Source organism: Bradyrhizobium vignae (genome assembly GCF_004114425.1).
Classification (GTDB): domain Bacteria; phylum Pseudomonadota; class Alphaproteobacteria; order Rhizobiales; family Xanthobacteraceae; genus Bradyrhizobium; species Bradyrhizobium vignae.
In genome coordinates, this window is the sequence record NZ_RDQF01000100.1 from 1 (window position 1) to 14,056 (window position 14,056).

Annotated in this window: 12 protein-coding genes; 7 read left to right on the forward strand and 5 right to left on the reverse strand. The window is 57.4% G+C overall.

The genetic code is table 11. The features are described from left to right. Positions 1-395 precede the first annotated feature (395 nt). Both EAV90_RS37940 and EAV90_RS37945 read left to right on the forward strand, forming a co-directional pair. Positions 396-1,949, forward strand: a complete 1,554-nt coding sequence (locus EAV90_RS37940) for a carbohydrate porin (protein ID WP_164937285.1) — start codon at positions 396-398, stop codon at positions 1,947-1,949. A 731-nt stretch (positions 1,950-2,680) separates the two neighbouring features. Further along, positions 2,681-3,934 carry an extracellular solute-binding protein gene (locus EAV90_RS37945; RefSeq protein WP_164937286.1) on the forward strand — a complete coding sequence of 418 codons (1,254 nt, stop codon included), beginning with the start codon at positions 2,681-2,683 and terminating at the stop codon, positions 3,932-3,934. 363 nt (positions 3,935-4,297) lie between these two features. Here EAV90_RS37945 and EAV90_RS37950 read toward each other — a convergent pair whose 3' ends face one another. The 5 genes from EAV90_RS37950 to EAV90_RS37970 form a co-directional block, all read right to left on the reverse strand. Further along, the gene (locus EAV90_RS37950; RefSeq protein WP_129146351.1) at positions 4,298-5,443 is read right to left on the reverse strand and encodes an alpha/beta hydrolase family protein; all 1,146 of its coding nucleotides are present in this window, start codon (positions 5,441-5,443) and stop codon (positions 4,298-4,300) included. A gap of 180 nt (positions 5,444-5,623) precedes the next feature. Then, positions 5,624-6,541, reverse strand: coding sequence for a TauD/TfdA dioxygenase family protein (locus EAV90_RS37955; RefSeq protein WP_129146352.1), 918 nt, complete (start codon positions 6,539-6,541; stop codon positions 5,624-5,626). Between the two features lie 64 nt (positions 6,542-6,605). Beyond that, entirely contained in the window at positions 6,606-7,457 is an 852-nt protein-coding gene (locus EAV90_RS37960) for a carbohydrate ABC transporter permease (RefSeq protein WP_129146353.1), read from the reverse strand. Then, positions 7,454-8,296 (reverse strand): carbohydrate ABC transporter permease, encoded by an 843-nt coding sequence (locus EAV90_RS37965; RefSeq protein ID WP_245509728.1) that lies wholly within the window; start codon positions 8,294-8,296, stop codon positions 7,454-7,456. The genes EAV90_RS37960 and EAV90_RS37965 overlap by 4 nt, the downstream gene beginning before the upstream one ends. Positions 8,297-8,415: 119 nt before the next feature. Next, positions 8,416-9,594, reverse strand: a complete 1,179-nt coding sequence (locus tag EAV90_RS37970; RefSeq protein WP_129146358.1) for an ABC transporter ATP-binding protein — start codon at positions 9,592-9,594, stop codon at positions 8,416-8,418. Between the two features lie 541 nt (positions 9,595-10,135). Between EAV90_RS37970 and EAV90_RS37975 the strand changes: the two genes are divergently transcribed. The 5 genes from EAV90_RS37975 to EAV90_RS37990 all read left to right on the forward strand — a co-directional run bounded on the left by EAV90_RS37975 (position 10,136) and on the right by EAV90_RS37990 (position 13,046). After that, positions 10,136-10,561: a hypothetical protein gene (locus EAV90_RS37975; RefSeq protein WP_129146355.1), complete on the forward strand. Its 426-nt coding sequence runs from the start codon at positions 10,136-10,138 to the stop codon at positions 10,559-10,561. Positions 10,562-10,888: 327 nt separating this feature from the next. Next, the gene (locus tag EAV90_RS37980; protein ID WP_245509729.1) at positions 10,889-11,581 is read left to right on the forward strand and encodes an isocitrate lyase/phosphoenolpyruvate mutase family protein; all 693 of its coding nucleotides are present in this window, start codon (positions 10,889-10,891) and stop codon (positions 11,579-11,581) included. Then, a complete protein-coding gene (locus EAV90_RS41060; RefSeq protein ID WP_245509730.1) occupies positions 11,578-11,760 on the forward strand; it encodes a hypothetical protein in 183 nt (60 codons plus the stop codon). Before EAV90_RS37980 ends, EAV90_RS41060 begins: the two co-directional genes overlap by 4 nt. A 405-nt stretch (positions 11,761-12,165) precedes the next feature. Continuing rightward, positions 12,166-12,447 (forward strand): helix-turn-helix domain-containing protein, encoded by a 282-nt coding sequence (locus EAV90_RS37985; RefSeq protein WP_129146356.1) that lies wholly within the window; start codon positions 12,166-12,168, stop codon positions 12,445-12,447. A gap of 137 nt (positions 12,448-12,584) precedes the next feature. After that, entirely contained in the window at positions 12,585-13,046 is a 462-nt protein-coding gene (locus EAV90_RS37990; protein ID WP_245509731.1) for a LysR family transcriptional regulator, read from the forward strand. Positions 13,047-14,056: the final 1,010 nt, after the last annotated feature.

Genomic DNA, 14,056 nt, shown 5'->3' on the forward strand with positions numbered 1-14,056 from the left:
GCAACAATCGCCGCCTTCGCGTCGGTCGACCAGCGCCGACGCCGGCCCGTCCCCGTGATGATCTCGATGCGCTGCAGCGTGTCGGCGCCGTCTTCAAGGATAGACGTATGCCTATCCTTATCGCTATCCTTACGACTATCCTTACGACTATCCTTGGACATTGTGACCCCGCGACAAACCATTCCGCGAGATATTCTTAGCCGACCAGATCAGCCCTCAGTGCGTGGTCCCTGGATGACGCTCACCGGGTACCCCTCGCAATAGGTCGCTAAACAGTCAGCGTCATCGCATCTTACAGGTAATCACATCGAATTATCCGATGCCTGTCATCCTTCAGTTGCGGTCGCGATGCCAAACACAGCGCGCAACGGCTCTAACCGCGTCTGAGGGATTCTATGCGCGTCAAGATGAACAACGATGGACAAAATGATCAGACAAGACCGCCATACTCGGCATCAGGACATGCGTTCCGCTTTCGATCCATTCGAAAAGCGGAGCTAGCAGTTGCATGTACGCTGGCAGCTAATCTTATTAGCGGAACTGCGCTGGCACAAACGAGCAGTACGCTCAATCACAAACGAGACGCCCCGAGCGGGATCGCCAAGAGAAACGTTCAAAAGAAGATGATCCAATTTGGCAGTGATACTGCTGAAAAACGAACAGTGCGTCCTGACGCTCGCCCAGCCAAAGCTATCACGCCCCAGCCCAACCCATTCGCAAAGTTCGAAAACCTTCGCATAAAGGGATTGGAGGTCAACTTACCTGGTCCAGCCGATACGTTGGTTCAGGACAAAGGAGGCATCAGATCCGCGCTGGCAGAGCTTGGGATCGGATATATTGCTTGGACGCAAAATACCTACGTTAACAACCTTCTGCCGAATGCAGCCAAGAGCACGATCGCCAACCAACTATATAGCGGACAGAATCCGACATTCTACACCCTAAATTACATGATGGTGACCTATGATCTCAGCCGGTATGGGATCCCCGACGGTCAGATCATTGTAGGAACCGAGCAGCAAGCTTGGACATGGCAGCCCGGAGGGCCGGATAGATGGGGAATCAACACGATTGCCTACTACCAAACCTTTTTTGATCGGAAGCTCGAGCTCAAAGTCGGCTACCTCATGAACTCATATGAGTTAGCCGGCACGGTGGTCGGAGGGAATCCCGGAGCGAACGTCTTCGGCCCGTCGTCGAATGTGCTTTATCAAGGAGGGATGAACTTCGCGCCCGCACCGACACCTACTCTCAACCTAACCTACCATTTCGATGACCGGCTGTATAACAAGGTATCGTTCCAACGCTCTACTAGTCCAGACGGGGTGTTTGCGCATATAAGCGCAAATCCAACGGGCTTGGACTGGAGTACTGCGAACGCGGGCATTCTGTTGCTTGACGAGAGCGGGTATCGCAACAGCGCGGCTCCCGGTTTACCCGAGACGTGGTTGCGGGCGGGTGTTGGCTTCAACAACAGCCACTACACGAATCTGGCGTATCCAACCCAACCGAGAGCTGACGAGAATAGCCTCTATTACGTCGCTGCGGACAGGCAACTCTGGCAGAGCCATGTCCCTGACGCTGCATCGCGTGGCATCTATGGGGGATTTTCGGCTATGGGTGCTCCGCCTGATCTCAACAAGGTTACTCAGTACTATGAGCTCCGGCTTTACGCGAAGGGACTCTTTGATAGCCGGCCCAGTGATCAAATCTCGCTTGTTGCTACCGATACGGTTTGGAGCAAATTTGCAGTAGATGCTGCGGCGGCTAAAGGAAATCTCGTTCATCGGGACGCGAAAGCAATCTCCGGAACATATACCGCGCATCTTGGCCCCGGAATATACGCGAGCTTGGGGCTGACATATATCGATCATCCGACAAGCATCACATATACACCCCAAATCGGCCATGCCCTGAATTTCTCAGCGTCTACATCGATATTCTTCTAGCGGAGTAGCTCTTGTTATACGTGGTGAAGGCCGTTGATAAGCTGAAATCGTAGACCCCGGGAGAACTGGGGCGCGCCGACATCCAAATGATGCGTACGAAGTTAATCTCAGCGTAAGCGAGGGCGACGCCCAAGGCGTCCCCTCGCAGTTGATTGGTTTGCTCGACGCCCTGATCCTGACTTACAGAGCCCCAACGAGCAGCTGCCCCAGCGGGTATTTGCGACCTTTCTCGAAACGAGCTGAACTCCTGCAATGCTAGGCGGGCAATCGACCCGGCTAGCCGCGGCTTGGCCGCTCTCGCGATGCACCAGACTGTGCCAAGCGCGGATGTGTCCCGTGTTCACTTTCGCCCGTCGGGTTCGGCCGCGAAAACAATTCGCCATTGTTTCCGCCGACAGTCGCAGCTCGATGATCATCACGCAAGAGCACGCCATGTTCACATGTTGCGCGCTTCTCATATGATTTTTCGATGCATGTCATTTGCATGTAGTTATCCACCTCTTGAAGTCCTTCGCGAGCGAACGCGTTCGAGAGGTCGAGGAATTGATCGTTGTGATGAGATTTGGAGACAACGGCAACGTTGATAGCCGACCGATCGGAAAAGCCCCAGCCTGGCGCCTGCTCCTTGGTTTCACTGGTGGTCGGCGCAAATGCCGCAGAAACACATCCCGCCGGGCGAGCGGCCGGTTCAAGACGCTTGCTCGCTCTATTCTATCGATTGGAGACTAACGATGAGACGTCTGCTTGCGGTGGCTTTGTTCTTGGTGCTTTCGATTGTTGTCGCCAGATCGAGCATGGTTTATGCGCTTGAACTGCGTGTGAGCTATTCGCCGGCCAATTTTTCCGCGATGTACAATGCAATCGCGGCTGAATTTACGAAAGCGTACCCGGAGATAACAATCAAGTTCGAAACGGCAAAGAGCTACGACGAGCTATTGCAAAGTACCTTGCGGGCGCATTTGATTAACGACGCTCCCGACGTTTCGCACCAGGGTCTAAATTATATACGGCTGCTGGCCGATCGTGGCCTTGCCGTACCGCTCGACCGCTTTATCTCGACCGAACCGGAGTGGATCCAGCAGGGTGTTGCTGACGCCATCCGAAACACCGGGTCGCCCGGTGACAAAGCTTATGCCGTCCCTTATTCGCTGACGACGCCAGTGTTGTTCTACAATAATGCCCTTCTCGCCCGCGCTGGCGCTGACCCTGCCAGGCTGCCCACGACCTGGGACGGCGTTTTCGATTTGGCAAAGAAGATCTCAAAGCTGGAGCCGAACGTCAGCGGGTTCTACATGGAGTATAATGCGAATGGCGCGTGGGGCTTTGAAACACTGCTTTTTGCGCATGGCGGCAGGATGATGACCAAGGGCGAGGACGATATCGCCTTCGACCAGCGGCAAGGGCTTGCCGCTATGGCAACCGTAGCGCGCGCTGCAGATTCTGGCATGATGGACTTATCGCGTGACAACGCCCGTCAGTCCTTTGTCGGCGGCAAGATTGGCATCTACTTGACATCCAGCAGCCTTCTTACGGACTTCGAACGGCAAATCGGTCAGCATTTCATGCTTACGATGACGCCGATCCCCTTGGCTCAAGACGGCAAGACCTTGGCCGCCGGCAACGGAATGATGATGCTAACCAAAGACCCCGCTCGGCAGGAAGCAGCCTGGAAATACATTAAGTTCGCCGCAAGCCCGCGGGCGCAGGCGATCATGGCGGCAATGACCGGATATACGCCAATCAACACGGCCGCGCTGTCGGATCCACAGCTACAGAAGATTTATCGGGAAAATCCGAACTACATTGTTCCGCTGCGGCAACTCAGCAATCTGGTGGCTTGGTATGCATTTCCCGGCGAGAACAGCACGAAGGCCGCAGCGATGATCGTGGACAAAATGCAACTGGTATTGGGCAGCAAACTCTCGGCGCAAGCGGCGCTCGACGACGCCGCCAAGGAGGCGCGCAAGCTCATTCTGAAGAAGTGATTGACGTGTACAGGCGCGGCTCTCGCCGCGCTTGTACCTTGATCTTTTTTGTGGACCGCGTGTACCGGCACGCCGCAATCCTTCGTTTGGCGCCCCGTAACCTCGGCGCCCGGCTTGGTGTGAGGAGACGAGCGCCTCGTCCCTGCCGCCCCAATACGATCGAAGGATCGTCAATCATGTTTGAATTGCGTCGGCATAAATTAGGGGGCCCGACTGCGATCGGACTGGTCGAGCGACCAGCTTCGGGGGCCAGCTCGTACTGGCGGGCTAGCTTGAACGTTACGTTGTGAGGAGCGTGGGGACTATCAGAAATGCGTATGAATGCAGTAAGTGAGCGCTTGGGAACGGCTGAAGGCTGTCATTCTATTTCGTTGGTGGTGCAGGTTGATTGCAGAAGATGGCCGAGACTTCGGCCTGCAGGAATGCGATTTCGCTGGCGAGATTTGTCAGATGACGTGCTGTTGCTTTGGCGCCGCGCTCACCAACGAAGAAGAAATGACCGCCTGATACAGTACGCGTGAGACGGCGTGGCAAATCTAACATGAGCGACCGCAACTGCTCCCAAACCCGAGGACGGATAGCGGAAAGGTCGGGGCATCGGCTAACGTAGCGCTCGAAGACGTGCTGTGCGTTCAGGAAGCCCCAGGTAAGTGAATCGGTTAGCGCGTGACGTGCATCAGAAGGCCGCGTCGGCGCAATTACACCCGTCAGCGGATGGGAGCCAAAATCGAAAGTGCCGAGTTCGTCCGTCACTTCGGCAACCGAAACGACCGCGTTGCGCGATCTCAGGAATTGCGGCTCGCCGCGCAGCAGAAGCGGCGTATTTATGCGATAGTCGCGTTGATAGACATCTTCGGGGATGACCACGCGGTCGTTGTCAGCCGAAAGGGCAGCAAGTTCAGCACACCAATTTGCGTGGCGCGTTGGTAATCCGGGCTCATCGGCCGAGAGATCCCACAAGCCCGCCTCCGTCACCGGCTCGCCTCTCTCGAAGACGGGCACCAGGCCGGGAAAGGGAGCGCTCGCAGCGAGCGAGATAAAGCCGATCGGCGGCAAACCGCCTCGGGAGAGCCCTCGACAGACTGAGCGAGCAACCCGCCCCGCCATGCTCCAGCCGGCCACAATGACCCGCCGCGGCGCCGGACAGGTCGCTAAAAGGTCGAGGGTGATCGCGGTCACCGATGCCCCCCAGTCGCTCACGGTCATCTCGGGATAGAGGTGGGGAAAGATGGGATGATCACTGGGATAGGAGACCGCGAGAAGCCCCCATCCGACCTTTCGCAGCCAAAAGTCGAGGAAGTCCCGTGGATCCGCGCCCGGGTGGCCATATGCGACCCGGGCCAGATGGCCACCGCCAGGCAAGAAAACGACGGTTGGGTTAGTGCCGGTCGGCGGGCGCCAAAACACAACCGCAGGAAACGTGCCGCCATTCATAAACAGCTCGTTCGAAAATAGCGCGGCCGCCAATCTCGGGGCGGACTCTGAAATTGTCGGCGAACAGGCAACCACCCCAATTCTCCAATGATGGCGCGACTTGTAGTCCGGAAAACGGCCCCGCCAGTTTTGGGCGTCTAGGACCGAAGGTATGCTCGCCTTCGCGGGCATGGATGAATCGCTACAGGCCGGATGGCACCGCTCACCTTCACTCTGCCGCGACTCTTTCTGCTGCCACTGGGCTCTCGCGCCCCATCAGGGCGCCGACGCATACGGAATCGGTGGTTCGCCCTCGGTCGTGATGTGCCATAGGACACGCCGTTCTCGAGAGTCGAACGCCTCACGTCTATGAAGCGTGTAACTGTTATCGAAAACGAAGAGATCATCGACACCTATCACATCGCCCCATGTATCGTCATAGGCTTCTACGTATGTCCATAGCAGGTCAGAGAGCTTCTCACTTTGTTCGCTCGTCAAGCCTTCGATAAGGCACTGTCGCTGACGCGGGAGATACAAGGATGGTCTTCCACTATGGGGATTCAGGCGAACGAGAGGAAAGCTGGGCCCGATATGCCGACGATCGGCACCCGCGGGAAGTGCTGCAATTTGCTCTGCATATTCAGGAGCGAAGTTATACTGCGAATAATGGATGCAACTCAGCCGGCTCAGATAGGATGTCAAGCAGTGAGGCAGGCGATCATGGACATCGCAGAGGTTCATGAAAAATGTCTTCGGTGGATTTTCTTTGGGCGACTCGCGTCCGTACAAGAACGTTAACTTGACCGGCTGTGGCAGATAGGTGCCATCGGTGTGCCAGTAATTCTCGGAAGAACCACCGTCACCGATTGGGCGGCCATCGTCATTCGCTACGTTCGAGACGACCTTGATTTCAGGATGGCCAGGCAAATGCGCGCTACTTGACGCTGCGGCGCGCTTTAGGGTCTTTGTATGGCCGAAGGCTGAAGCAAGTCTGACGAACTCGCTTGGTGACAGGTGCTGGGCACGAAAGCGAAGCACAAGGTGCGTTTCAAGCGCTTCGCGCAGCGCACCGATAACGGCGGCGTCTTTCGATTCCGCCAATCTGCGGAGATCAACGTTGGCGACATCCGCGCCGATTGCAGAAGAAAGCTTTGTTATTCTGAGCATCGGAGTTCCTTTTGAGAATTTGTCCATTTCAGCGCTTGCCGGGGCAATGACTGTGCACGCGACGAGAGGAGAATTTCGATCCCCTCGTTCGCTATTGTTTGACGGCCCCTCCCGTCAGTCCCTCGACAAACCAACGTTGGGCTGCGAGGAAGGCGATGGTGAGCGGGAGCACCACAAGAGTGGATGCGGCCATCAGAGGACCGTAGTCGCTGCCGGCCTCCTCGTTCTTGAAGACCAGAATACCCAGCGGCGGCGGCATCAGGGACAGATCACGTACGGCGATCAGTGGCCAGAACAGGTCATTCCAGTGCCCGACCACCGAGAAGATTGCGAAGGCGATGAGGGCCGGTAGTGCCATTGGCACCATCACCTTCCAGACGATAGCGAACTCAGAGAGACCGTCGAGACGGGCAGCGTGCACGACATCATCCGGAATGGTCTTGAAAAACTGCCGTAACAGAAAGATGCCGAAGGGTGAGACGACATAAGGAAGGATCAGCGCGCTGTAAGTGTTGAGGATGGCGAGCTTGTACCCAAAGATGAATAGCGGCAGTGAAAGCACTTGGTGCGGGAGGATCAGACCGGCAAGCACCAGGCCGAAAATTAGGTCGCGACCGAAGAATCGCAATTTTGCGAGCGCGTAGGCGCAAGGAGCGCAGAGGAGAATTTGCAGAGCCAGGATCAGACCGCATACCATCAGGCCGTTGCCCATGTAGCGGAGAAGCGGCGTTTCAGTCAGGGCTTTCTTATAGTTTTCGATGCCGTAGAATTGGACGGGCCAAAAGGAGAAGGACGCGTGGAATATCTCGCCCGGCGCCTTGATCGAGAGCGAGATCATCCACAGGAAGGGGACAAGTATCAACGCTCCTGTGACGAGTAACACGACATGGCGAAGGATACCGGCAAGCAACGACAAGCGGTTGACGGAAGTGGCCGCGCTCATTGGTAATGCACCTTCCTATCCATGACGAGGGCATTGATGAGCGTGAGAATTCCGACCATGGCAAGAAAGATGACGGCGAGAGCGGCGCCATATCCGGTGCGCAGATACTCAAAACTCTCTCGATAGAGCGTGTAGAGCAGTACTTCGGAGGCATTCCCAGGGCCGCCCTGCGTCAGTACCTTCACCGCGTCGAAGCATTCCAAGGCCCTCAGTGCCACAACAATGACAACGAACATTGAGACCGGCCCGAGCAAGGGCAGAGTGACGGTGCGAAGCCGGTCGATCCATAAGTCGGCACCATCGACATCGGCTGCATCGTAGAGATCTCGCGGGATGCTTTTGAGGCCCGCGAGAAACAGCACCATCGCATAGCCGAGATTTTGCCATATCCCGATAGTGCCCAACACCGGAACGACGGTATTTTCATTGCGCAGCCAATTGGCGGTCGAAAGGCCCACGGCGGCGAATATCTGGTTCACGAGGCCTATCGTGGGATGGAGCAGCGCCTCCCAGACAATGGCCATAGCCGTGACAGTTGCCATAAAGGGCAGGAAATGGATGGCACGATAGAACGAGCGGCAGGATTTTCCGCTTTCGATCAGAAGTGCAACAGTAAGGCCGCCAAACAGCGTACCAGGCACGACGATCAGAACATAGACAGCGGTGTTGGCGAGGGAGGCCCTAAAGGTGGGATCCGCGAACGCCTCGCGGTAGTTGGCGAGGAAGACGAAGGAGAAAGAGCCCGCCCCGAGCTGCCAGTCGGTGAGCGCAATGAAAAACACCCCAACCACCGGCAACAAGAACAGCACCAGCAGAAAGAAGACCGCCGGGCCAGCCAAGCCGTATCCTGCGAATGCCACCACAAACGCTTGCCGACAAGCTGGTGAGACCGCAAGGAATGACGCTCCACGCCGCGTTAATGACCGATGACAAGCGGTGGAAAAAGCACGAGGCTCACTCATCCCGCGGCCTCGCGGAGCGGAGCGACGTATCTGCGAACAGCATCCGCTTCCCGCCGTAAGCGCCGTCCATCCCGTGTAAACAGAAGAATGCGATCCGGTCTCGCGCCGACATGCAAGGTCTGGCCGGGCGCGATATGCGGCGCCCGCTCGGCCAGCAGCCTTGCGATCAAGGGCTGATCGATTCCGGCAAGATCGAGATGCACGAAGAGATCTGATCCCATGTGCTCGACCATTCGCACCGAACCTGTCAGCACTCCCTGGCCCGCGTGCTCTGCGAGATAAAGAGCTTCCGGGCGAATGCCGAGCGAGAGCGGCGTGCCTGCCAGGGCATCGGCTTCGATCGGGAGCGTCGAACCGGCGACGTCGATTAGGCCGCGTTCGCGCATCACACCATCAAGCAAGTTGATCTTGGGTGAACCGATGAATTCCGCAACGCGGCGATTGTCTGGATCGGAATAGATGCTTTGCGGTGGAGCAACCTGCAACAACTCACCGTCGAGCATCACCGCCACGCGGTCCGAAAGGGTCATCGCCTCAGCTTGGTCATGCGTAACATAGATGAAGGTGACGCCGAGCCGCTGGTGCAGTTCCTTGATCTCGGCGCGCAGCTGCACGCGCAGCTTGGCATCGAGATTGGATAGGGGCTCGTCCATTAGGAAAACAGCTGGATGGCGCACCATCGCCCGACCAACCGCGACACGCTGGCGCTGGCCGCCCGAGAGTTGCCCCGGTTTGCGCGACAATAGTTGGCCGATCCCTAGGGACTTAGCCGTACGGGAGACCTCCACCCCAATGTCCGCGGCGATCTGCGTGGTTCTTGGCAGAAGGCGGCCGAGAAGGGGGAGCCTCTGTAAGGCAGAGAGCCGACGCATCCGCAGCGGCAGCGCGATGTTCGAGGCAACGCTCATATGGGGATAGAGTGCATAGGACTGGAACACCATTGCGATATCCCGCCGCTTTGGCCGCACTCCGTCCACGACGCGCTCGCCGATCGAGACGGAGCCAGCGTCCTGCACCTCAAGTCCGGCCAGGATTCGGAGCAGCGTCGACTTACCACAGCCAGATGGTCCCAACAGCGTCAGGAATTCACCATCGGCTATCGACAGCGAGACGCTGCGCAGGACGGGCGTCAGACCGTAGGCCTTAGTGATACTTTCGATCAAGACCGATGCCATCGCATCACTTTCTTCTGGCATGAACTTTTTACGCAAGCTGCGGATCTTCAAGACCCATCGTGCTACAGCTGGATGACATGTATCGAATAAGTAGATGGTGGTTCCTGCAATATGCGATAACGGCGCACCTAACAGCGTCGCCGAGGTCGCTTGAGAACGGACCGACCGCGGCGAGCGAGCCTTAGCGCTGCTTTCTTAAAGGGGACGCCGCGCAATTTCGCGTGAGCCGGAATACGCTTCGAGTCCTGCTGATCATCTCGATTTTGAAAGAGACTTCACGCCTCTGCGCGGCGCCCAATGCACAAAGCGCCGAGGAAATTGCTCCGCTGGTGAGGCGTGGCCGCGAAACGCGCCGTCGCCGATGCCACGCAAGGCATCGCAACTTGCGATCATTTCATTCAACAAACACGAATGTCCATTTTGTTAGCCACTTTGCCAACGAGTAGAAGTGGTCAACAATCCTGCGTCAAACTTCAGGTGCTCCTATTGTCTGTCGTTGCAGAACGGCTCAAGGCTTGTCAGTTCCTCAGAATCCGACGCCATGACGGCGCGAGCCGCCGAGCTACACGAACACGGCGCAGCCGTGATCACACTCGGTAAAGGCGAAACCGATTTCGAAACCTCACTTGCTGCCTGGAAGGCCGGCATCTGCGCAATCCGCGACGGCCGACGAAATGCATCGCGCTCGTCGGAAGCAGGCAGCTGCGCGGGGCAGTCCAAGGGACTTCAGTCGCGGTCACGGGTTCAATTCAGTATCCATCAGACCACGGTCTTTTGCAGCACGAAGCAGATCTTCAACGCGATCTTTGCAAGGCTCGATACCGAGGCAACGGCGTTTGGACGCCGACGCGATCACTGGCTGGTCGGTTCTGTATGCCGCAGAATCTTTGACTCTGGTCAACGCGATCAATCTCGCCCAAAGTGGGACCTGCTCCCACAAGAGCTCGATCGCGCAATATGCAGCTAGTGAGGCGATGTCTGGCGTCTGGGGTCATCTGAGGCAAGTCGCGGGCGTTTCCGCAACACCGCGAACTCGTGGCCGCTGAGCTGAACCAGGCGGAAGGACCATCGTGCCCGTTACCCGGCGCATTCTACGCGTTTTCCTCCTGCGCCGGTTTGATCGGCAAACGCACGCCGGCCGGCGAGGTGACAGAGACTGCCGCCATGTTCGCCATGTATCTTCTCGATGCGTTTGGGTCCCTGCAGTGCCCCCGGGCGGCTTCCTGGCCTCGCCCGACATTCGCATCTCCCATGCTTCCTCGCTTGAGGATCTCCCCTTTTTGAAAGGCTTCACATGTCCCCTGCCAAACGCCTGCGCGCTCGGATGGCCGAAAGCGGTCTTGTCCACATTATGGCGGCTCACAGTCCGCTTTCAGCGATCCTGGCGGAGGAAGCCGGCTTCGATGGGCTGTGGGCCTCCGGCTTCGAACTTTCCGCGCTTTATGGCTTGGCTGACATGAGCTTGATCTCGATGGCACAGCAGCTGGATATGCTGCGAGCAATCGCCGGCCGCACGACGATACCGATCGTGGCCGACATCGACACAGGGTATGGCAATGCGATCAATGTCATGCATGCGATTGGCGAGTATGAAAGGGCCGGCGCCAGCGCCGTCGTCATCGAGGACAAGACATTCTCCAAGGTGACGAGCCTTGCTGCGGACGGGCGCCAGCAACTTCTGCGCGTCGAGGAATTTCAGGGCAAGATCGAGGCTGCTCTCGCCACAAGGCGAGATCCAAATTTTCTTGTGATCGCGAGAACCGAAGCGCTCATCGCTGGCCTTGGCGAAGCTGAAGCCTTAGACCGTGCGCAAGCATATGTGAAGGCTGGTGCCGACATGATCCTGATCCATTCAAAGAAGAAAGATCCTGCCGAGATCGAAAGCTTTTCCCGCGCCTGGACCGGTTCAGTGCCCTGGCTATTGTGCCAAATGCTTATCCGGATCTGGATGCCCGTCGGGTCAAGCAGTTGGGTAACGTCCAGATGATGATCTATGGCAATTACGGGATCCGGGCCTCTAGCACGGCGTTGAGGGACACCTTCCGCCGCATCATCGCTGATGGCGGCGTCCAGAACGTCCACAAGGATATTGTACCGGTGGAGGAAATCTTCAGACTCCAGAGAATGGACGAAGTTAAGGCAGCTGAAACGCGCTTTCTGCGCTGAAGGCCACCTCTAACCTCGCCTGAACGGCCGTCGCTGCGATCTCGATAGTTTGCGCCGACTCATTCATCGGGGCTGCAACTCTATTTCGTTAAATGGGGGACCATCGGCTCCCTCTCAATCAGCATCTTTGCCTTTGGCTCAAGCCTGTTCGCGTAAGTGAGACGGCGGAATCGAAGCTGCCGAGCCAGCGGAACGACTGAGCTCCGGTCAGCGCCCGCAAAACCTGCACCGCCGCAAATTGATAGGGTCGACGTACCGGTGCTGGTACGCCCCGCCCAGTAGTGTCGGGGAACAACGATTCGGTGACACACATCGAATAATTCGATCAAAACCTCCAATTTAGCGATCTTTTTATTTCGGTTATAGCCAGTGGTTTGATGACCATCGAAATGGCTGCTTTCGCGCATGAGAGCTCGTGCGCTTGTGGCTTACAATGTGCGCCGGATCCGCGTCGAGCGCGGTATTCCGCAAGAGCAATTGGCCTATGATGCAGGTGTTGACCGCTCCTATATGAGCGGTCTTGAGCGCCAACAGGCAAACCCGACAGTCGATCTTCTCGATCGCCTGGCCGAGACGCTCGGCGTTGCTGTCTCGGAGCTGTTTGTTCGGCCATCCAAGGGGGCGCCGCAGCCCGCGACCCTACCTAAAGGTCGCAAGCCGAAGTCGGCACGTCGAAAAAGGACATAGCCCCCGTTACACCACCGAGCTAGTGACGCAGATCTTCTGCGGTCCCGGACCAGTATCAGTGGCTCCGTGCGGACTTTAAGCGCAACCGCCCCCGCAACAAGCTGCAATCCCCCAGTGGACATCGAGTAATGTGATGGATGTTCATTCTGGCGTCGCAGCAGGCGGCTCAAGACGACGAAGTTCCTTTAAACGCCATCCGCGCCCTTGTGACCGTCGCCGGCGAAGGCAGCGTCACGCGCGCCGCCACCGCTTTGGGAACAACACAAAGTTCAGTCAGCCGCTATTTGTCCGTACTGCGGGACTATCTGGGTGCTGACCTGAACGAGCGGCGTGGACGGCGCAGTGATTTAACCGACTTTGGGAGGTTATTCGCAAACGCAGTCTCCGAATCGCTGGAAACCGTCGGCTTCACCGCGAAGAGAATGCGACGCCGTGCGGACGCCGGAACGAATCGGATTGTGGTCCGCACGTCACTATCGACCTTTGCTTTCTCTCTTCTTATTCCAAATCTGCAGGCTTTCTCTGCTGAAGCCGGCGGTGTCATCGTGGACGTCGTCAGCTCGCTCTGTCGACATCTTCGGATGATTTTGATATTTTGATTACACGCGACCTTTCCGTCATCGAGCCCGCCGACAGCTGAGAGATTTCCAAAGGGGAGCTGGTGCGTGGGGCGGCCAAATCTGATCGCGGGCAGAGAGCTCTCGATCGTTTGATCAACGCCGATATTGAACATCACATCGCGTCCCGACATCCTGCTGACGTGGCCAGACAGTGAGAGAGCGAACGCAAAGATCTCATCCTATCCCCGATCCTGCCATGCCAGCAGAAGATTGGCTGCACAGAACGGAGGTACGCCATTGATCGCCCAAGAACTCATGAACTGTCATTCCTTCGAGACGGCGCCCCAGCTTAACAACCCGAATGGTTCGCCTGCGCAGGTCGTCTGTTTTCCACCCTCGGCCAGCAATACGATCACTTTCAAACGGCCCTGCCCGATTTGGCTATAGCTATTTCCTTGCTGCCATCCGTCCAGTGCACGCAGCGCGCGGATCAGTTGAGACGCTGCTTCAAAGCCGGCAAAGCAAGAGGATGCGTTCCGAGCGGCTCATGCTCAAGTGCGCGCCACAATTGCCGTACAGCGCCCTAACCGAAGCTGGAAATTCGCGTCGAGCGGCAGATCGAGCACGACAGCAGACAACGGTGGGATCAAGCCCAAGCACAATGCGCGCGATTTCGCGCCAGTCTGCCCTAGCAGCCGCGGCATCGAGAAGTCGCATGTAGGTGACACCGTGCTCCTCTCCTGCTCCAGCGGATGTTACGCCAGCGCTGTCCTGCTTAAAGAAGGCCGAAGCGGCCTGTACTAAGGCCGCGCATCTTCGACTGAGCTTTCACGAAGTGACGTGACTGCCTTTTCCGCCATCTCCCGACTAGCATTGCGACCGCTTGCGGGACATATCAGCGAGTTCTCGTCATCATCCATGCGAGTTCTGTGCGTCAAGTTCAGCAAAATTGATCATGGGGTCCGGCCGAGCCATCCCCTCGGAGCCGCCGTCGCTCGCTTGCCCAAAAGCGCAGCGCTGGCGAGCGACGGCGGCGGAGAGGGGTGGCG